Origin of the sequence: Falsiroseomonas sp. HC035 (genome assembly GCF_050563525.1) — a bacterium.
Classification (GTDB): Bacteria; Pseudomonadota; Alphaproteobacteria; order Acetobacterales; family Acetobacteraceae; genus Falsiroseomonas.
The window spans coordinates 46,426-64,649 of the sequence record NZ_JBNXUN010000019.1 but is presented as its reverse complement, the minus strand read 5'-3'; the positions used below and the strand labels follow the sequence as shown (position 1 = coordinate 64,649).

At 69.7% G+C, this 18,224-nt stretch carries 18 protein-coding genes; 12 read left to right on the top strand and 6 right to left on the bottom strand.

Features of this window, described 5'->3' with window-relative positions:
• Nucleotides 1-287 precede the first annotated feature (287 nt).
• Together ACLF3G_RS25405 and ACLF3G_RS25400 are read left to right on the top strand one after the other, a co-directional pair.
• Nucleotides 288-608 carry a DUF1488 family protein gene (locus ACLF3G_RS25405; protein WP_430672196.1) on the top strand — a complete coding sequence of 107 codons (321 nt, stop codon included), beginning with the start codon at nt 288-290 and terminating at the stop codon, nt 606-608.
• 32 nt (nt 609-640) lie between these two features.
• On the top strand, nt 641-772 hold the full coding sequence (locus tag ACLF3G_RS25400; protein WP_430672195.1) for a hypothetical protein: 132 nt from the start codon (nt 641-643) through the stop codon (nt 770-772).
• 40 nt (nt 773-812) lie between these two features.
• On the opposite strand, the gene ACLF3G_RS25395 is transcribed toward ACLF3G_RS25400, so the two are convergent.
• A complete protein-coding gene (locus ACLF3G_RS25395) occupies nt 813-1,844 on the bottom strand; it encodes an ABC transporter substrate-binding protein (protein WP_430672194.1) in 1,032 nt (343 codons plus the stop codon).
• Nucleotides 1,845-2,126: 282 nt separating this feature from the next.
• On the opposite strand from ACLF3G_RS25395, the gene ACLF3G_RS25390 reads away from it, so the two are divergent.
• Nucleotides 2,127-3,188, top strand: coding sequence for an acyltransferase family protein (locus ACLF3G_RS25390; RefSeq protein ID WP_430672193.1), 1,062 nt, complete (start codon nt 2,127-2,129; stop codon nt 3,186-3,188).
• Nucleotides 3,189-3,204: 16 nt separating this feature from the next.
• Here ACLF3G_RS25390 and metX read toward each other — a convergent pair whose 3' ends face one another.
• Entirely contained in the window at nt 3,205-4,344 is a 1,140-nt protein-coding gene (gene metX / locus ACLF3G_RS25385) for a homoserine O-acetyltransferase MetX (RefSeq protein ID WP_430672192.1), read from the bottom strand.
• A 156-nt stretch (nt 4,345-4,500) separates the two neighbouring features.
• Here metX and hisC point away from each other — a divergent pair, with 156 nt between their 5' ends.
• Together hisC and ACLF3G_RS25375 are read left to right on the top strand one after the other, a co-directional pair.
• Nucleotides 4,501-5,586, top strand: a complete 1,086-nt coding sequence (gene hisC / locus ACLF3G_RS25380; protein ID WP_430672191.1) for a histidinol-phosphate transaminase — start codon at nt 4,501-4,503, stop codon at nt 5,584-5,586.
• Complete coding sequence (locus ACLF3G_RS25375) at nt 5,579-6,466, top strand: prephenate/arogenate dehydrogenase family protein (protein WP_430672190.1); 888 nt, start codon at nt 5,579-5,581, stop codon at nt 6,464-6,466. The genes hisC and ACLF3G_RS25375 overlap by 8 nt, the downstream gene beginning before the upstream one ends.
• 9 nt (nt 6,467-6,475) lie before the next feature.
• Here the strand turns inward: ACLF3G_RS25375 and ACLF3G_RS25370 are convergent, their stop codons facing one another.
• Nucleotides 6,476-7,681: an MFS transporter gene (locus tag ACLF3G_RS25370; protein ID WP_430672189.1), complete on the bottom strand. Its 1,206-nt coding sequence runs from the start codon at nt 7,679-7,681 to the stop codon at nt 6,476-6,478.
• A 239-nt stretch (nt 7,682-7,920) separates the two neighbouring features.
• Between ACLF3G_RS25370 and atpH the strand changes: the two genes are divergently transcribed.
• The 7 genes from atpH (at nt 7,921) to ACLF3G_RS25335 (ending at nt 14,989) form a co-directional block, all read left to right on the top strand.
• Nucleotides 7,921-8,466: an ATP synthase F1 subunit delta gene (gene atpH / locus ACLF3G_RS25365; protein ID WP_430672188.1), complete on the top strand. Its 546-nt coding sequence runs from the start codon at nt 7,921-7,923 to the stop codon at nt 8,464-8,466.
• A complete protein-coding gene (atpA, locus tag ACLF3G_RS25360) occupies nt 8,466-10,004 on the top strand; it encodes a F0F1 ATP synthase subunit alpha (RefSeq protein WP_430672187.1) in 1,539 nt (512 codons plus the stop codon). Before atpH ends, atpA begins: the two co-directional genes overlap by 1 nt.
• An 11-nt stretch (nt 10,005-10,015) precedes the next feature.
• Complete coding sequence (locus tag ACLF3G_RS25355) at nt 10,016-10,903, top strand: F0F1 ATP synthase subunit gamma (protein WP_430672186.1); 888 nt, start codon at nt 10,016-10,018, stop codon at nt 10,901-10,903.
• A gap of 16 nt (nt 10,904-10,919) precedes the next feature.
• Nucleotides 10,920-12,350, top strand: coding sequence for a F0F1 ATP synthase subunit beta (gene atpD / locus ACLF3G_RS25350; RefSeq protein ID WP_430672185.1), 1,431 nt, complete (start codon nt 10,920-10,922; stop codon nt 12,348-12,350).
• Nucleotides 12,351-12,494: 144 nt separating this feature from the next.
• On the top strand, nt 12,495-12,905 hold the full coding sequence (atpC, locus tag ACLF3G_RS25345; RefSeq protein WP_430672184.1) for an ATP synthase F1 subunit epsilon: 411 nt from the start codon (nt 12,495-12,497) through the stop codon (nt 12,903-12,905).
• A gap of 75 nt (nt 12,906-12,980) precedes the next feature.
• Entirely contained in the window at nt 12,981-13,844 is an 864-nt protein-coding gene (locus ACLF3G_RS25340; RefSeq protein ID WP_430672183.1) for a ferritin-like domain-containing protein, read from the top strand.
• A gap of 2 nt (nt 13,845-13,846) precedes the next feature.
• Entirely contained in the window at nt 13,847-14,989 is a 1,143-nt protein-coding gene (locus tag ACLF3G_RS25335) for an endo-1,4-beta-xylanase (protein ID WP_430672182.1), read from the top strand.
• Between the two features lie 4 nt (nt 14,990-14,993).
• Here ACLF3G_RS25335 and ACLF3G_RS25330 read toward each other — a convergent pair whose 3' ends face one another.
• The 3 genes from ACLF3G_RS25330 to ACLF3G_RS25320 form a co-directional block, all read right to left on the bottom strand.
• Nucleotides 14,994-15,473 (bottom strand): RNA pyrophosphohydrolase, encoded by a 480-nt coding sequence (locus ACLF3G_RS25330; protein ID WP_430672181.1) that lies wholly within the window; start codon nt 15,471-15,473, stop codon nt 14,994-14,996.
• A 31-nt stretch (nt 15,474-15,504) separates the two neighbouring features.
• Complete coding sequence (locus ACLF3G_RS25325; RefSeq protein WP_430672180.1) at nt 15,505-16,602, bottom strand: divergent polysaccharide deacetylase family protein; 1,098 nt, start codon at nt 16,600-16,602, stop codon at nt 15,505-15,507.
• Nucleotides 16,603-16,698: 96 nt separating this feature from the next.
• On the bottom strand, nt 16,699-18,198 hold the full coding sequence (locus ACLF3G_RS25320) for a S41 family peptidase (RefSeq protein ID WP_430672179.1): 1,500 nt from the start codon (nt 18,196-18,198) through the stop codon (nt 16,699-16,701).
• Nucleotides 18,199-18,224: the final 26 nt, after the last annotated feature.

Sequence of the window (18,224 nt, the reverse complement as noted above, 5' to 3'; positions counted from 1 at the left end):
CCAAGCGGGCTGGCTCCGGGCTGCTGGAGGGTGTGGCGGCACTGTGGCGAGGGTGCGGCGGCACTCCGGCTTGCCGCAACCTTCCCATGCCCCCTAGCTTGATGCGGCGCAAGCGGGGGGCTCCCGGCGGAAGCGCCTCCAGCCCGGCCGGCCGGGTCTTTTGTCAGGCCTGGGCATGTCAATCCGGGGGCGCGTCGCCATATGCGGAGGCTGTTGAGCAGCCGAAGCGGCGCCGGTAGACGACGGCGGTGCCGCCGTGGTGGCGCCCGGCCCAGGAGTGACATGCGATGAGCGACCCTCAGCCCGGCCGGCCTGCTTCCCGCGTCGAGATCCCCGCACCCCGCTGGGATGGCCGCCGCGTCCTTTTCGAGGTGCTGGACGAGGACCGGCTGGTGCCCTGCGCGATTTCCATGAACGCGCTGCAGGACATCAGCGAGATGCGCCGCTTCAAGCCGGCCGACCTGATGAAGTGCTTCGAGACGGTACGCCCGCGGATCGAGGCGATCGCGCTGGACAAGCACCGCGCCCGATCCGATGCTGCGTCGGGCCTTTTGAACATATGGTCGGACGACATCGACGATGCCGCCGAGGCCGCCCGGCCTGCCTGAATCCGCCGACACCCGAGAATAGGACGACCGCCATGGCCAAGGGCCAGCTCCGCTCCAACCGCGAAGCCAAGAAACCGAAGGCGGCGAAGAAGCCGGAAGCCGCCCCGGCCTCCGCCTTCACTCGCGAGCCGACCAAGAAGGCGCCCCCCGCCAAGGGGAGCTGAAGCCGGGCCGCCTTAAAGCTGGCAGGCGGGCGTCCCGCCTTCAGGCTGGCAGGCGACGTTCCGCCGTGGGCGGCAGGAAGGCGTCTGTATAGACATCCTCCGGCTTCAGCTTCGGCGTCATGCCATAGGCTTCCTCCACCGCCGCGAGGCCGAGCTGGAAGCGGGACGGCACGACGGAGGACAGTCCGTTGGCGGTGACATGGGGCGAGGCGATCTGCTCCCGGAAGGACACCTCCTGCCGCTCGGCCTCGATCGCCACGTCGGTCAGCGGCTCCGCCGCCTTCAGCCCGGCGATGCAGGCGGCCGGGTCGGCATAGGCGGCCTGCAGGGACCGGATGCCGCCGCGCACCACGGCGCGCACCAACTCCGGATTGCGCCGCGCATAGTCCCGCGTGGTCAGCCAGCAGGTGCCATACAGTGGCAAGCCGAAATCGCGATACCAAAGGATGCGCTGCTGGGGCCAGTCCATGCCCAGCGCCTTCAGCGACATGCCGGTGCTGGTAGCAGCGCCGGTGATCCCTTCCGCCCTTCCCTGCACCAGCATCGGCTCCCGCAGCTCAGGGCGCACCGTCAGCCAGTTGACCTTGGAGGCGTCGAAGCCTGCGGCGCGGGCGAAGGCGGGAAAGATCTGGCGGCCGGCGTCGCTGTCCGGCGCGGCCAGGGTCCGGCCTTCGAAATCCTTCGGCGTGCGGATCGGGCCATCGGCGCGCACGGTGGCGCATAGCAGGCTGCGGTCGCCGAACACGCCGACGACAACCAGGCCGGCATTGGGATTTTCGGCGATGAACTTGATCACCGGGTTGATGTCGGCCTGCGCGACCTCATAGGCGCCGCCGGCGACGTCGATCGGGACGCGGCCGGAGCCGAAGCCGCGGTCGATCTGGATGTCGATGCCGGCGTCGCGGAAGAAGTTGCGCTGGCGGCCGTACAGCATGAAGGCGTTGGGCCCCTGGAACGCCCAGTCCACCTGGTATTTTACCCGTGGCAGGGCAGCCTGCCCGTGGCCGATGCCCGGGGTGGCGAGGAGCGAGGCGCCGGCGGCGAGGCTGAGTTGGCGGCGGGACAGGCTCATGCGGCGAGACCCTTTCGAGACCGGGACCGCGGGGATACGCGGGCCGCCGGCGAAGGATTCGGCAGCAAGCGGTGTGCCAGGACCTGATCCTCGCGAGTTCGCCGCTGCCGCCGCGGTTGCAGGCAGGCCCCCCAGCATTCTGGCGCGGAAAGCGGCAGGACCAAAGGCTCAAGCCGGGCCGGCGGGCGCTCGCGCGCTGTTCAAGCGACATGCGGCCCCAGTCATGGCACAGCCGCCGCCACCGCGAGTCGCGACCAGGACATCAGCGGCTGGAGCCCGATATTGATTGAGAACCCGACCGGCCAGCGCATCTCCATCCTGCGCTTCGTCCTGATCTTCGGCGTGGTCCTCCTGCACGTACCCCCATACGTTCCGATTGCGGAACTGGAGCCGGGTTCCTTCGCCTGGATCAAGGCCTTCTTCCAGCACGCGGTATTCCGCTGTTCCGTCCCGGTGCTGACGGTGGTGTCCGGCTACCTGCTGTTCCGGTCCGGGCTCGACCTGCATTACGGGAAGCTGGTCCAGAAGAAGGTGCGCACCCTGCTGGTTCCCTTCCTGGCCTTCAACCTGCCGCTGGTGGCGATGGTCGTGCTGCTGCAGGCCCAGGCCGGGATGTCGATCTCCACCCAGCTCGTCCCGTTCGACTGGCCGACGATGCTGGACGCGGCGCTCGGGCTGACCGCGCCGCCCGTGAACTACCCCCTGAACTTTCTTCGGGACCTGTTCGTCCTGGCGCTGCTGGCGCCCCTGCTCGGCTGGTTGCTGCGGCGCGCGCCATGGCTCGGCCTGGCGCTGGTCCTGGTCGTGGCGCTGGAGAACCTGGACAAGGAACTGGTGCTGCGGACGGAAATGCTGGTGACCTTCTACCTCGGCGGCCTGGCGGCGTTGCACCGCTGGAACCTGCAGGCATGGGACCGGTTTGCATGGCCCTGCCTGGCGCTGTTCGTCGCCGCCTGCGCCTTCGTGGTCGAGACGCGTGAGCCGAACACCGCTTGGCTGGGCATGGCCGCCCCGCTGCTGGTCTGGCCCGCGGCCTCGCTGCTGGTGGGTACGCGGCCGGGCGGCTGGCTGGCGCGGATGAGCCGGCACAGCTTCTTCCTGTTCCTGACCCACAGCGTGCTGCTGGTAGTGGCCTGGGAAGCCTATCAACGCCTCGGCGAGCCGATCCCCTATCCGCTGTTCTGGGTGGCGACGCCGGTCCTGGCGACCGCGCTGCTGGTTGGCGTCCACGCGCTGGGCACCCGGCACTTGACCGGCCTGTTCGACCTGCTGCTCGGCGCGCGGACCGCGCCGCGTGATGCCGTGAACCCGCCGCCGATCGGGGCCGCCGAAAGCCGCGCCTGAAGGCGTCGGCGCGCGGTCAGACCTCGACGCGCTCCGCCGCCCCGCGCAGGAAGCCGCCCAGCGCCCGGTGGAACACCGGCTCGTCCAGCAGGAAGGCGTCGTGGCCCTTGTCGGTGGCGATCTCGACGAAGGAGGTATTGGCCGCCGCGGCGTTCAGCGCGCGCACCAGGGCGCGGGATTCCTCGGTCGGGAACAGCCAGTCGCTGCTGAAGGACGCGACCAGGAAGCGCGTTGCGGTGCCGCGGAAGGCGGCGGCCAGGTCGCCGCCATGCTCCGTCGCCATGTCGAAATAGTCCATGGCGCGGGTGATGGTCAGGTAGCTGTTGGCGTCGAAGCGGGTGACGAAGGTGCTGCCCTGGTGGCGCAGATAGCTTTCCACCTCGAACACATCCTCGAGGAAGGTGAGTGCGGAGGCACCGCGCAGACGGCGGCCGAACTTCCGGCCCAGCGCCGCCTCGGACAGGTAGGTGATGTGGGCCACCATGCGGGCCACCGACAGGCCCTTGGCCGGGATGCGCCCATCCTCCCAGTAGCGGCCGCCGACCCAGTCCGGGTCGCCATGGATGGCGGCGCGGCCGACCTCGTGGAAGGCGATGTTCTGCGCGGAATGGTAGGCCGCGCAGGCGATGGGGGCCGCCGCCACCACCATCTCAGGGAAGGTCGCTGCCCATTCCAGCACCTGCATCCCACCCATCGAGCCACCGACCACCGCCAGCAGCCGCCCGATGCCGAACCGGTCGACCAGCAGCTTCTGTGCGCGGACCATGTCGCGGATGGTGATGGAGGGGAAATCGGTGCCGTAGGGCCGCCCCGTGCCCGGCATGGGCTCGGCGGGGCCGGAGGAGCCCATGCAGCCGCCGAGGACATTGGCGCAGATTACGAAGAAGCGGTCGGTGTCCACCGGCCGCCCCGGCCCGACCACGGCCTCCCACCAGCCGGGCTTGCCGGTAATCGGGTGCGGCTCCGCCACGTACTGGTCGCCGGTCAGGGCATGGCAGACCAGCACGGCGTTGCTGCGCTGGGCGTTCAGCTTGCCATAGGTGCGATAGGCGACGGCCAGCGGCGCCAGCACCGCGCCGGAATCGAGTGCCAGGCCCTCGGCGAAGACCGCGCGCTGGTGGTCGATCTGCGGGGCGGGGGCGATGGCCTGGGTCATGGGTGCCGGACGGGATTTCCGCGCCACGAATAGGGCCGGCGCCGCCGCGCGGCAACTGGCGCGTGTGCGGCCCGCCTTGGCGCCGCCTTCTGCCTTGGCGTCGCCCCCCGGCGCGTCTATGCAACGGGCTTAACCTTCGCTTCCGGACACGCCCCGATGACCGTCATGCCGCGCCCTTCCATCCTCTCGGTGGAGCCCTATGTCGGCGGCGAGTCGAAGGTGCCGGGGGTGAACCGCATCATCAAGCTGTCCTCCAACGAGGGCGCCTTCGGCCCGCCGCCCGCCGCCATCGCCGCCATCGCCAGCGCGGCGCGCGAGGCGCATCGCTACCCCGATGGCGGCGCAACCGCGCTGCGCGAGGCGATCGGCGCGCGCTTCGGCCTGGACCCGGCCCGCATCGTCTGCGGCAACGGATCGGATGAGATCCTCACCATGCTCATCCTGGCCTATGGCGGGGAGGGGACGGAGATCGTCATGTCCGCGCATGGCTTCCTGATGTACGATCTGGCCGGCCGCTGGGCCGGCTGCCGCGTCATCAAGGTGCCGGAGCGTGATCTGGTGGCGGATGTGGACGGGCTGCTGGCCGCTGTCGGCCCGCGGACGAAGCTGCTGTTCCTGGCCAACCCGAACAACCCCACGGGCAGCATCCTGCCGCAATCCGAACTGGTGCGGCTGCGGCGCGGCCTGCCGGGCGACGTGCTGCTGGTGCTGGACAGCGCCTATGCCGAATACGTCACGCGGCCGGATTACGACCCGGGCCAGGCGCTGGTCGATGCCGGCGACAACACGGTGATGACGCGCACCTTCTCCAAGATCTTCGGGCTCGGCGGGATGCGGCTCGGCTGGTGCTACGCGCCGGCCGCGGTGGTGGATGTGCTGGGCCGCGTGCGCGGGCCGTTCAACGTCAGCGGCGCGGCCATGGTGGCTGGCATCGCGGCGCTGGCCGAGCCGGGCTGGGTCGAGACCTCGGTCGCGCACAACACCGAATGGCGTGGCAAGGTGGCGGCGGCGCTGGAAGCGGCGGGGCTCAAGGTCTGGCCGAGCGAGGGGAATTTCCTGCTGGTCGATTTCGGGGATGCGGCGCGCGCCAAGGCGGCCGATGCGCATCTGCGGTCGCGCGGGCTGATCGTGCGGGCGATGGGCTCCTACGGCCTGGCGCCCTGCCTGCGCATCACCATCGGCACCGCCGAGGAATGCCAGGCCGTCATTGAGGCGCTGACCGAATTCACCCGGAATGGCTGAGCCTCTTTTCGAGCGGCTGTGCCTGCTCGGCGTCGGGCTGATCGGCTCATCCCTGGCGCGGGTGGCGCGTGAACGCGGTGACATCGCGCGGACGGTGGTGGCGCATGCCAAGACGCCGGCGACGCTGGACCGGGTCCGCGAACTCGGCATTGCCGATGTGGTGGAACCGGACGCGACAAAGGCTGTCGAGGGCGCCGACTGCGTGGTGTTCTGCGTGCCGGTCGGCGCCAATGCGGCGGTGATGGCGCAGGTCGCGCCGCATCTGAAACCCGGCGCCATCCTCACCGATGTCGGCTCCACCAAGATGAGCGTGCTGCGGGATATCGGCCCGCTGCTGCCGCGCGGCGTGCACCTGGTGCCGGGGCATCCGATGGCCGGCACGGAACACTCCGGCCCCGATGCCGGCTTCCCGGAGCTGTTCCAGGGCCGCTACGTCATCCTGACCCCGCGCCCCGGCACCGACCCGGAGGCGGTGGAGAAGGTGCGGGAGATGTGGCGCCGCGCCGGCAGCATGATCGAGACGATGGATGCGGCGACGCATGACAAGGTCGTCGCCATCGTCAGCCACCTGCCGCATCTGCTGGCCTTCACCATCTGCTCCACCGCCGACGACCTGGCGGAGGAGACGAAGGAGCAAGTGCTGAAATTCGCCGCCTCCGGCTTCCGCGACTTCACCCGCATCGCATCGAGCGACCCGACGATGTGGCGCGACGTCTTCCTGAACAACCGGGAGGCGCTGCTGGAGATGCTGGCGCGCTTCACGGAGGACGCGCACGCGCTGGGCCGCGCCGTGCGCTGGGGCGAGGCGGGCTTCATCGAGGACCGCATCCAGCGCGGGCGGAAGATCCGGCGAGGGCTGATCGAGCGCAAGCAGGCGTAGGGGCGGGCCCTAGCGCCTGAGCACCAGCACCGCCGCCATGCCCTGCAGCGCCAGCGTCACCCACAGCGCCGCCTCGGCCGAGACCACCTCGCGCAGCAGCCCGAAGCCGGCCGGGGCGAAGGCGTAGAAGGCCTGGTTGATCGCCTGCATCAGCGCCACCACGCGGCCGACGTCGGCGGCCGGGAATTCCGCCTGGGCGATCAGCGGCGGCAGCGACAGCAGGTTGCCGACGCCAAGGCCGAACAGCGCGCAGCCGAGCAGCAGCAGCGGCACCGATGCGTCGGCCACCAGCAGCACCAGGCTGCCGGCCATCTGCACCGCGAAGGTGGCCGACGCGGCCCAACGCCGGCGCTGCCCGCCGGGCAGTACCCAGCCCGTCACGGTGCGGCCGATGACGGCGAAGACCGTGACCAGGGCCATGGCCAGCCCCGCCCCGCGCACGCCGAGTGCCGGCACCAGCAGGGACACCAGATGCGTCACCAGCCCCATCTGCGCGAACAGCCCGATGGCGAAGGCCAGCGACAGGCCGCGGAACACCCGGTCCCGCGCCAGTTCGCCACGGCTGCGGGCCGGCGCGGCCGGCCGGGCGGGCGGCGGGGCGGGCGGCGGGGCGGCATCGCCATCGGCGTATTGCCCAGACTCCGCCGGCCCGCGCCCCAGCACCAGCCCTGCCAGCGGCCAGGCGGCGCCGAGCAGCGCGGCCGCGATGATGGCGGTGGCCGCGCCGAACCCCCAGCCTGCGATCAGCCAGGCCCAGAGCGGCGTCATCAGGATGCCGCCGACGCTGGCGCCGTTGTACGCCATGGCCAGCGCCGCCGGCCGTCGCCGGTCGAACCAGGGGGAGATCATGGCGTTGATCGCCGCCCCGCTGGTCAGCGCCCAGCCCATGCCGGTCAGCGTCGCCGCCCCGAAGACCAGCCAGGGCAGGTTACCGAATCCCCATCCCAGCAGCCCCGCCGCCGAGGCCACCGCCCCCGCCCGTGTCACCGCGGCCAAGCCCCAGCGCCGGTGCAACTCCGGCAGTTGCGCCACCATCGCGGCCGCCACGAGAAAATGCCATGTTACCGCGACGGACAGCAGGCCGACTGACCAGCCGCGGCCTTCCGCCAGCGTCGCGATGTAGATTCCCGGCCCGTAGAACCCGATTCCCCAGGCGAAGACGGCGAGCACGAAGGCCCCCGCCACCACCCGCCATCCGTCGAAACGCTGCGCCATCGGCCGATCCTGGCCCGCCGGACGGCGCCTGGGAACGACCCGAACGGCACGAGATGAGTTGCCGCACCGCAATGCGCATGCTAAGGCGCCGCCGCCGCATAAAGGGGACGGTCACACCTGTCCCCCGGACCCGCGCGCCGTAGGTTTACGCTCCGACCAGAGACAGGACCGGGATCCCCTTGGCCTCCGCAACGACAGACGTCGCATCTGGCACTGCCAGGACCCCGAACCCCACCGGGTTGTCGGAGCGCTATGCGCTCGCGCTGCTCGGTATCGTCGACGACCTGCGCGCCAAGGAACCCGGCGCCGCGGACCGCATCGCGACGGACCTCGACAACCTGTTCAAGCTCTGGGAAGGCGATGCCGGCTTCCGGTCCTTCGTGGCCGACCCGCGGCTCGACAGCGCGGAACAGAAGCGCGCCATCTTCGCGGTGCTGGACCGCGCCGGGATCGGCACGGAAGTCCGCAACCTGCTCGGCGTGATGATCGTGAACCGCCGCTTGGCGCAGTTGCCGGAAGTCGCCGCCAGCTTCGGCGCGCTGCTCGCGACCCGTCGCGGCCAGCAGATCGCCACCGTCTCCACCGCCCATGGCCTCACCGACACGCAGCGCTCGCAGATCGTCGCGCGGCTGACGGAGGCCGGGTATTCCGGCGTGCAGCTCAAGGAAACCGTGGACCCGACCCTGCTGGGTGGTCTCGTGGTCCGCATCGGCTCGCGCCTGTACGACAATTCTCTCAAGTCCAAGCTGCAGCGCCTGCAGTACGCCATGAAGGGGGCCGCCTGATGGATATCCGTCCTGCCGAAATCTCGGAGATCCTGAAGGCTCAGATCTCCGGCTTCGACGCTGAAGCCAATGTCGCCGAGGTCGGCACCGTGCTGACCGTGGGCGACGGCATTGCCCGCGTCTTCGGCCTGCAGAACGTCATGGCGGGTGAGCTCGTCGAGTTCCCCGGCGCCGGCATCAAGGGCATGGCGCTGAACCTCGAGACCGACAATGTCGGCGTCGTCATCTTCGGCGACGACAAGGGCGTGAAGGAAGGCGACACCGTCTCCCGCACCGGCGAGATCGTGGACGTCGGCGTCGGCAAGGGTTTCCTCGGCCGCGTCGTCGATGCGCTGGGCAACCCGATCGACGGCAAGGGCCCGATCGCCATCGAGAAGCGCATGCGCGTCGAGGTGAAGGCCCCCGGCATCATCCCGCGCAAGTCCGTGCATGAGCCGATGCAGACCGGCATCAAGGCGATCGACGCCCTGATCCCGATCGGCCGCGGCCAGCGCGAACTGATCATCGGCGACCGCCAGACCGGCAAGACCGCCGTCATCCTGGACACCATCATCAACCAGAAGGTGGCCAACGAGGCCGCTGGCGGCGATGAGTCCAAGAAGCTGTACTGCATCTACGTCGCGGTCGGCCAGAAGCGCTCCACCGTCGCCCAGTTGGTGAAGACGCTGGAAGAGAACGGCGCGATGGAATACTCCATCATCGTCGCCGCGACCGCCTCCGACCCGGCGCCGATGCAGTTTCTTGCCCCCTACACCGGCTGCACGTTGGGGGAATACTTCCGCGACAACGCGATGCACGCGGTCATCTTCTACGACGACCTGTCGAAGCAGGCCGTCGCCTACCGCCAGATGTCGCTGCTGCTGCGCCGCCCGCCGGGCCGCGAGGCCTATCCGGGCGACGTGTTCTACCTGCATAGCCGCCTGCTGGAGCGTGCGGCGAAGATGAACGACGATTTCGGCGCCGGTTCGCTGACCGCGCTGCCGGTCATCGAGACGCAGGCCGGCGACGTCTCCGCCTACATCCCGACCAACGTGATCTCGATCACGGACGGGCAGATCTTCCTGGAGACGGAGTTGTTCTTCAAGGGCATCCGTCCGGCCGTGAACGTCGGCCTCAGCGTCTCCCGCGTCGGCTCCTCGGCGCAGATCAAGGCGATGAAGCAGGTGGCCGGCAAGATCAAGCTGGACCTGGCGCAGTACCGCGAAATGGCGGCCTTCGCGCAGTTCGCCTCGGATCTCGATGCGACGACGCAGGCCCTGCTGGCCCGCGGTGCACGCCTGACGGAATTGCTGAAGCAGCCGCAGTACAAGCCGGTTCCGGTCGAGGAGCAGGTGGCCGCGATCTTCGCCGGAACCCGCGGCTACCTGGACAAGATCCCGGTGAACAAGGTCGGTGACTTCGAGCGGCAGATGCTGTCCGGCCTGAAGTCGCAGTCGCCGGAGATCCTGACCTCGATCCGCAGCGATCGCGAGATCAAGAAGGAGACCGAGGCCAAGCTGATCGCCTTCCTCGACAGCTTCGCCAAGTCCTTCGGCTGAGATAGCGCGACATGGCGAGCCTCAAGGCCCTTCGCGCGCGCATCACCTCGGTGAAGAGCACGCGCAAGATCACGCAGGCCATGAAGATGGTCGCGGCGGCAAAGCTGCGCCGTGCGCAGTCGCAGGCCGAGGCGGCGCGCCCCTATGCGGAACGCATGGAGCGCATGCTGGCCTCGCTCGGCGCCTCCGTCGCCGGCAGCCCGGATGCGCCGAAGATGCTGGTGGGCAGCGGGTCCGACCAGGTGCATCTGCTGGTGGTGGTAACCGGCGATCGCGGCCTGGCTGGCGCCTTCAACACCAATGTCGGGCGCTTCGCACGCGGTCGCATCCGCGAACTGGAGGCGGCCGGCAAGACGGTGAAGGTGCTGGCGGTGGGGCGCAAGGGCGCGGCCTATCTCAAGCGTGAATACGCCAGCCGGATCACCGGCGAGATTTCCATGGCCGGCAAGAAGCGCGTCGACTTTGCCGATGCGCAGGAGATCGCGCTGCGCATCACCGCGATGCAGGAAGCCGGCGAATTCGACGTCTGCACGCTGGTCTACAACCGCTTCCGCAGCGTCATCAGCCAGGTGCCGACCGGCCAGCAGCTGATCCCGGCGCTGCTGCCGGCGGTCGAGTCCGATGCGGCGCCGACCGGTGCGCAGCCGCTGTATGAGTACGAGCCGAACGAGGAGGAAATCCTCGCGACGCTGCTGCCGCAGAACCTCGCCATCCAGATCTATCGCGCGATGCTGGAAAACGCGGCTGGCTTCTTCGGCAGCCAGATGACGGCGATGGACAACGCCACGCGCAACGCGGGCGAGATGATCAACAAGCTCACGCTCAACTACAACCGTACGCGACAGGCCAACATCACCCGGGAGCTGATCGAGATCATCTCCGGTGCTGAAGCTGTTTGAGCAGGGAATCGCACAGATGAAGAACAATGTCGGCAAGGTGTCCCAGGTTCTGGGCGCCGTCGTGGACGTGCAGTTCCCGGCCGAACTGCCCGCCATCCTGAACGCCCTGACGCTGAAGATCGAGGACCGCACCCTGGTCCTCGAGGTCGCGCAGCACCTGGGCGAGCGCACCGTGCGCACCATCGCCATGGACACCACGGACGGCCTGGTGCGTGGCACCGAAGTGGTCGACACCGGCGCCGGCATCTCCGTGCCGGTGGGCAATGAGACGCTGGGCCGCATCCTGAACGTCATCGGCGAGCCGATCGACGAGCGTGGCCCGGTCGGCCACAGCAAGTCCTACACCATCCACCGCGCGGCGCCGTCCTTCGAGGACCAGGCGACCTCGGCGGAGATCCTGGTGACGGGCATCAAGGTGATCGACCTGCTGGCCCCCTACATCAAGGGCGGCAAGATCGGCCTGTTCGGCGGCGCCGGCGTCGGCAAGACCGTGACCATCCAGGAACTGATCAACAACATCGCCAAGGGCCATGGCGGCGTGTCCGTCTTCGCCGGCGTCGGCGAGCGCACCCGCGAGGGCAACGACCTGTACCACGAGATGGTGGATGCGGGCGTCATCAAGCTCGGCGAGAACGGCTCCACCGAGGGCTCCAAGGTGGCGCTGGTCTATGGCCAGATGAACGAGCCGCCGGGCGCCCGCGCGCGCGTGGCGCTGTCCGGCCTGTCGATGGCGGAATACTTCCGCGACGAGCAGGGCCAGGACGTGTTGTTCTTCATCGACAACATCTTCCGCTTCACGCAGGCCGGCGCCGAAGTCTCCGCGCTGCTGGGCCGCATTCCTTCCGCGGTGGGCTACCAGCCGACGCTGGCGACCGACATGGGCGCGCTGCAGGAACGCATCACCTCGACGAAGAAGGGCTCCATCACCTCGGTGCAGGCCATCTACGTCCCGGCGGACGACCTCACCGACCCGGCGCCGGCGACCTCCTTCGCCCACCTGGACGCGACCACGACGCTGAACCGCTCCATCGCCGAACTCGGCATCTTCCCGGCGGTCGACCCGCTGGACAGCACCAGCCGCGCGCTCGACCCCCGCGTGGTGGGCGAGGAGCATTACCGCACGGCGCGCGAGGTGCAGCGCATCCTGCAGACCTACAAGTCGCTGCAGGACATCATCGCCATCCTCGGCATGGATGAGCTGTCCGAGGAGGACAAGCTCGTCGTCGCGCGCGCCCGCAAGCTGCAGCGTTTCCTCAGCCAGCCGTTCCACGTCGCGGAAGTCTTCACCGGCTCGCCGGGCGTGTTCGTGAAGCTCGAGGACACGGTGCGCTCCTTCGCCGCGATCTGCGCCGGCGAGTATGACCACCTGCCGGAAGCGGCGTTCTACATGGTCGGCACGATCGAGGACGCCGTGAAGAAGGGTGAAACGTTGAAGGCTGCTGCGTAGCAGCCTCTTCGATCGCTTTTCTCGCCCTCAGGCGCCGGGCGCGGCCTCCGGCCGCTTGGCTCGCCGCATAAGCGGCGGGCCGCTGTTGCGGCCTCGGCCCGCCTCCAGCGGGCCGCCTTCGTTGGATTTGATGGGGATCGCATCATGGCCACCTTCCAGTTCGAACTCGTCTCCCCCGAGAAGCTGCTGCTGAGCCGCGCCGTGGAAATGGCCGTGCTGCCGGCCGCGGAAGGCGAGATGGGCGTGCTGCCCGGCCATGCGCCGATGATCGTCACCCTGCGCGGCGGCATCATCGCCGTGACAGAGGGCGGCCAAGTGACGGAACGGCTGTTCGTCGGCGGTGGCTTCGCCGAAGTGACGCCGGAGCGCTGCACCGTGCTGGCCGATGACGCCGTGCCGGTCGCGCAGCTTTCCAAGGCCGCGGCCGAGATCAGGCTGCGGGAGGCCGAGGCGGCCTACACCGCCGCCGCCATGGACACGCCTGAGAAGCGCGACGCCACCATGGCGCGCCTGCTGTCCGCCCGTGCCATGGCCCAGGCAGCCGAAGCGGCGTAAGCCAAGCGGGGCGCTTGAAACTGCCTCCCCGCCGCAAGACATTAGCGGCGGTCTGAACCGGGGGCGATTGGTGGCATGAAGCACTGGCGTATCGAGCAGATCGGCTGGGACCAGTTCGACCCGGCCCGGCTCGATCCCGAGATCGTGCCGCTGGTGAAGGCCGCCGCGATGGTCGAGCGCAACGGCGACGACTACGCCCTGTACCTGCAATCCGTCTTCCACGACGATCCGGATTTCCACCAGGCCGCCGCGCATTGGGCGGAGGAGGAGGTCCAGCATGGCGACGCCCTTGGCAAATGGGCGATGCTGGCGGACCCGACCTGGGATTTCGAACAGGCCTTCGCCCGCTACCGCGCCGGCTACAAGATCGACATCAAGGCCGATGCCTCCATCCGCGGCTCCCGCACCGGCGAACTCATCGCCCGCTGCATGGTCGAGACCGGTACCAGCAGCTACTACACCGCGCTCGGCGAGGCGACCGATGAGCCTGTGCTCAAGGAGGTCTGCAAGCTGATCGCGGCGGATGAATACCGCCATTTCAAGCTGTTCTACGACCACATGAAGCGCTACCTGGGCCGGGAGAAGCTGTCCTTCCTGCAACGGTTGCGGGTCGCCGCCGGCCGGATCGGCGAGTCGGAGGATGATGAACTCGCCTTCGCCTTCCACTGCGGCAACGAGGCGATCGATACCCCCTACAGCCATGATCGTTGCATTGCGGGGTACATGGGCCGCGCCATGGCCTATTACCGCTTCCGCCACATCGAACGGGGCATGGGCATGGTGTTCAAGTCGGTCGGACTGCAACCGCGCGGGCGGATGTCCCTGCTCGCCGCGAAAGGTGCCTGGCGGCTGATGGCCTGGCGCCGTGGCCGCTACCAGGCGCTGCTGGCCAAGCCGGCCCCAACCACGGGCGCCACCACGCCGGCGATGGCCGCCTGACCTTGCCGCTGTCCCGCCGGGCGCTCGCCCCCCTGGTCCTTGTGCCCTTCACGGCTCCTCGCGCTGCCCGGGCCCAATCCTTCACGCCCGCCAGTGCGCCCGACCGGCCGCTGGCCGAAATCGCGCAGTCGCGCGGCTTCACCTATGGCTGCGCCGTCACCGCGCAACTGATCGCGGAGGAGCCGCAGTTCGCGGCCCTGGTGGCGCAGGAGGCCGGCATCCTGGTGCCGGAATACGAGGCGAAGTTCGAGAGCCTGCAACCGGAGGCCGGCCGCTTCGACTTCACCAAGCTCGATGCGCTGCTGAGTTGGGCGGAGCATTTCCGCAAGCCACTGCGCGGCCATGCGTTGGTCTGGCACAACTCACTGCCCGCCTGGGTGCCGCCCGTCCTCGCCGAGAGCCGCGCCCGCGCCCAGGGGGTGATGGAGGCGCATTTCGACCGCGTCCTGACACACACCCGCGCCCGTATCCGCGACTGGGACGTGGTGAACGAGCCCGTCGCCAACCCGCCGGGCTCCGACGTGCCGGAACCGGCAGGCAACAGCGGCGACCTGCGCAGCACGCCGTGGCTGCGGGCACTCGGCCCCGACTACATCCCGATGGCGTTGCGCGCGGCAAGGCAGCGCGATGCGACGCTGCGCCTGACCCTGAATGACTACGGCGTGGAGGCGGACAGCCCCTCGGCCGAGGAAAAGCGGCGCCGGCTTCTGCGCCTGCTGCGCAGCCTGCGCGACCGCAACGTGCCGCTCGACGCCGTCGGCATCCAGGCACATCTGCAGATGCGGGAGGCGTTCAACCCGGCCGTCTTCGCGCGATTTGTCCGCGACATCCGCGCGCTGGACCTGCAGGTGCTGATCACGGAACTGGACGTGCGGGAGGTGCGGCCGCCGGTCGGCGATTTCGTCGCGCGCGATGCCGCCGTGGCCTTACGCACCCACGCCTTCGCCTCCGCCGCCTTCGAAGGTGGGGCGCGCACCCTGCTGACCTGGGGCATCAGCGACCGCTGGTCCTGGCTGCACCGGGAACAGGCGGTGGCGCTGGATCCCGGCGACGTGCATCGCGGCCTGCCCTATGACTGGGAGCTGAACCGCAAGCAGATGTGGCGCGCTTTGGCCCGCGCCTTTCTGGGACAAGGCGTCGGCTGACGCTTCAGCCGGCAAACCGGGAAAATTCGCGTACCAGTTCGGCGTAGATGTCGCGCTTGAAGGACACGGCGAGGTCCGGCAACTCGCCGATGTCGGTCCAGCGCCAGGCATCGAATTCCGGGTGCGGGTCGGCATCGAGCCGGATGTCGGAATCCTCGCCCCGAAAACGCAGTGCGAACCAGCGTTGCCGCTGGCCGCGGTATTTCTGCGCCATCCGCATGGATTGCAGCTCGGGCGGAAAGTCGTAGCTCAGCCACTCCGGGTGCTCGGCGATGATCTCGGCGCGGTCGGTGCCGATCTCCTCGGCCAGTTCGCGCAGCACGGCGAGGCGCAGATCCTCGCCTGCATCGACGCCGCCCTGCGGCAATTGCCAGCCGCCGGCGCGGCCTTCCGCGTTGGGCATGTCGGCGCGGCGGGCCACCAGCACGCGGCCGTCGCGGTTGAACAGGACGGCGCCGACATTGGTGCGGTAGGGAAGGCTCATGCGCGCCTTGTAGCCGGTGAAGCGGCGCCCCTCAACGCGCCGCCTGCGTGCCGGGCCGCCGCAGCAGCACGGTAACCGGCGCCAGCACCGCGCCGCGATCCTCGAGCCCCGCCGACCAGGCCAGGATGGCGGCGGTGAAGAAGGGAGTCGGGTTGCCGAGCAGGCCGAGGGCGGAGCCGTTGCGCAGCGCCAGCGCCTCCAGCTCCGTCAGGCGGCGCTCAACCTCGCTGCGGGTCTCGGAAGGTTCGTCCAGCACCAGGTCCACCGTGCGGCCGAAGGCGCGCGCCGGGGTGGGGGCGCCGGGACGCGGTTCGACGTACAGCAGGCCCCGCGTGGTCAGCGCCGCCTGGATGATGCCGAGCAGCTCGGCATTGGCGGCGAAGCGCTCCCCGCGCAGCCGGCCGAGAGCACCGATGGCGCCGACCTGGCCCTGCATGCGGGACAGCGCCCAGTCCAGGCGTTCCAGGTTTTCCTCCACCGGCAAGCCGGTCAGCAGGGCGCGGTCGCCGGGGTCGGCGAATTGGCCGAAGCCGGCAGGCTCCAGCGGCAGCGCCGTCAGCACCTCCATCCCCCGCGCCCGGGCGCGTTCCAGCAGCGGTTCCGGCCGCTGGGCGTAGGGGCTGAAGGCCAGGGTGACGGCGCCCGGGAGCCTACGAATGGCTTCCTCGGAGTGTTGGGCGAACAGGCCCATATTGCCGATGATCAGGCCGATGCGCGGGCGGCGTTCCGCGTCGCGGTCGAAGGGGCGGGCATAGTGGCGGATGGAGGTACGGCCATCAGGCCCCAGCTTCGGCACCAGCCCGGCGCGGGTCCGCTCCAGCATTTCGGGCTCGGGCTCGGCGATGCGGGGCTCGGCAGCGCCCGGTTGCGGCATGGCGACCGGCGTGACCAGTGGCGGCGGGGCCGGTGCGGCTGGCGGTTCGGTCCGCACCGGGGCTCCGGTTGCGGCGATGGGCTCTGCGGCGGCTGCCATGGGAGCTTCGACGACCGGTTCGGCAGCTACGGTCGCGACGGGTGCCGGCGGCGCCGGGTCGGCGGCCGCCAGGCTCGCCGGCGCCGCGACGCTGGCCGCATCGGGTGGTGGCCCCAGCCATTGCAGCGTGCCGGCCCCCATACCGAGGGCCAGCATCACGACCGCCCAAAACGCCCCCAGGGCCCGGCGGCCTCGATTCACGGCAGGCGCAGCGCGGCCCGACGCGTCTTCTCCCTCAGCAGACTGCCAGGGTCAGCGTTGCGCACGGCGCTGCGGTGCGCCGGGGGCGGCGGCGATGTTGCGCAGCAACTGGACCGCCTGCTGCAACTGGTGGTCGGTTTCCGGCTTGGTCGGGTCGAAGGCCGCCGCGCCCTCCGCGGGCTGGCGCACCACGCGGTCCACCACGCCGGCCGGCAGGTTCAGCGCCGGCAGGGGCGGCGGCGGGGTCGGGTCCACGCTGCTGTCATTGTCGTTGCGCAGCGAACGCCGCAGGTCGGATTCGCGATCACGCTCACGCGCCGTGATGTTCGGGTCCGGCCTGGTGGCCAGCACCTCGATATCCGGCTCGATCCCGGTCGCCTGGATCGAGCGGCCGGAGGGGGTGTAGTAGCGCGCGGTCGTCAGGCGGATGGCGCCGTTGCCAGGGATTGGCATGACGGTCTGCACGCTGCCCTTGCCGAACGACTTCACGCCCATGACGACGGCGCGGCGATGGTCCTGCAGGGCGCCGGCAACGATCTCGGACGCGCTGGCGGAGCCGGAATTGACCAGCACCACGATGGGCAGCCCCTGGGCGATGTCGCCCGGGCGCGCATTCCAGCGCTGCGCATCTTCCGGCCGCCGGGCGCGGGTGGAGACGATCTCGCCCTGGTCGAGGAAGTCGTCCGTCACCTGCACCGCCTGGTCGAGCAGGCCGCCCGGATTGTTGCGCAGGTCCAGAACCAGGCCGCGCAGGTTGCTGCCAGCCTGGTTGCGCATGGTGGTCATGGCGTTGCGCAGCGCCGATTCGGTGCGTTCGTTGAAGGAGGACAGCCGGATATAGGCGATGTCGTTCCCTTCCAGCCGGAAGCGGGCCACCTGCGGGCGGATCACGTCGCGGGTCAGGGAAATTTCCACCGGCCGGGCCTCGCCCTCGCGCCGGATGGTCAGGCGAATGGAACTGCCGCGCTCGCCGCGCATCTGTTCCACCGCGTCCTGCAAGGACAGGCCCTGCGTAGACTGGCCGTTCAGGTGGGTGATGAGATCGCCCGGCTTGACCCCGGCGCGGGAGGCCGGCGTGTCGTCGATCGGGCTGATCACCTTCACGTAGCCGCCTTCCTGCGTCACCTCGATGCCGAGGCCGCCGAATTCGCCGCGCGTCTGCACCTGCATGTCCCGGAAGGATCGCGGGTTCATGTAGGAGGAGTGCGGGTCGAGTCCCTGGAGCATGCCGTTGATGGCGCTCTCGATCACGTCGCGATCTGTCACCGGCACCACGTATTCGGCACGAATCCGCTCGAACACGTCGCCGAACAGGTTCAGCAGCCGGTAGGTCTCGGCCCGGCCGCCTTCCTGCGCCCAGGCCTGCATGCCGGGCACCGCGACCATCGGGCCGACCACCGCACCGGCCAGGAAGGCCGCCGTGACCGCACCCGCGACGCCAAGCCGCCGCCTGCGGGAAGGCTTCGCCGGTTGCATCAGCACAGCCTGGCCGGCACTCGGCATCCTGCCGGTGTTGTCCCGGCCATCCTTGTTTCCAGACACGTCGCTCATGCGACCACCCGATCCTTGGGTCGCGG

Coding starts and splice junctions, on each gene's coding strand:
- ACLF3G_RS25320 (WP_430672179.1), bottom strand. CDS start 18,198: ATGAGCGACGTGTCTGGAAACAAGGATGGCCGGGACAACACCGGCAGG.
- ACLF3G_RS25330 (WP_430672181.1), bottom strand. CDS start 15,473: ATGAGCCTTCCCTACCGCACCAATGTCGGCGCCGTCCTGTTCAACCGC.
- atpA (WP_430672187.1), top strand. CDS start 8,466: ATGGATATCCGTCCTGCCGAAATCTCGGAGATCCTGAAGGCTCAGATC.
- ACLF3G_RS25370 (WP_430672189.1), bottom strand. CDS start 7,681: ATGGCGCAGCGTTTCGACGGATGGCGGGTGGTGGCGGGGGCCTTCGTG.
- atpC (WP_430672184.1), top strand. CDS start 12,495: ATGGCCACCTTCCAGTTCGAACTCGTCTCCCCCGAGAAGCTGCTGCTG.
- ACLF3G_RS25325 (WP_430672180.1), bottom strand. CDS start 16,602: ATGCTGGCCCTCGGTATGGGGGCCGGCACGCTGCAATGGCTGGGGCCA.
- ACLF3G_RS25355 (WP_430672186.1), top strand. CDS start 10,016: ATGGCGAGCCTCAAGGCCCTTCGCGCGCGCATCACCTCGGTGAAGAGC.
- atpD (WP_430672185.1), top strand. CDS start 10,920: ATGAAGAACAATGTCGGCAAGGTGTCCCAGGTTCTGGGCGCCGTCGTG.
- ACLF3G_RS25340 (WP_430672183.1), top strand. CDS start 12,981: ATGAAGCACTGGCGTATCGAGCAGATCGGCTGGGACCAGTTCGACCCG.
- ACLF3G_RS25400 (WP_430672195.1), top strand. CDS start 641: ATGGCCAAGGGCCAGCTCCGCTCCAACCGCGAAGCCAAGAAACCGAAG.
- ACLF3G_RS25395 (WP_430672194.1), bottom strand. CDS start 1,844: ATGAGCCTGTCCCGCCGCCAACTCAGCCTCGCCGCCGGCGCCTCGCTC.
- ACLF3G_RS25375 (WP_430672190.1), top strand. CDS start 5,579: ATGGCTGAGCCTCTTTTCGAGCGGCTGTGCCTGCTCGGCGTCGGGCTG.
- hisC (WP_430672191.1), top strand. CDS start 4,501: ATGACCGTCATGCCGCGCCCTTCCATCCTCTCGGTGGAGCCCTATGTC.
- metX (WP_430672192.1), bottom strand. CDS start 4,344: ATGACCCAGGCCATCGCCCCCGCCCCGCAGATCGACCACCAGCGCGCG.
- ACLF3G_RS25405 (WP_430672196.1), top strand. CDS start 288: ATGAGCGACCCTCAGCCCGGCCGGCCTGCTTCCCGCGTCGAGATCCCC.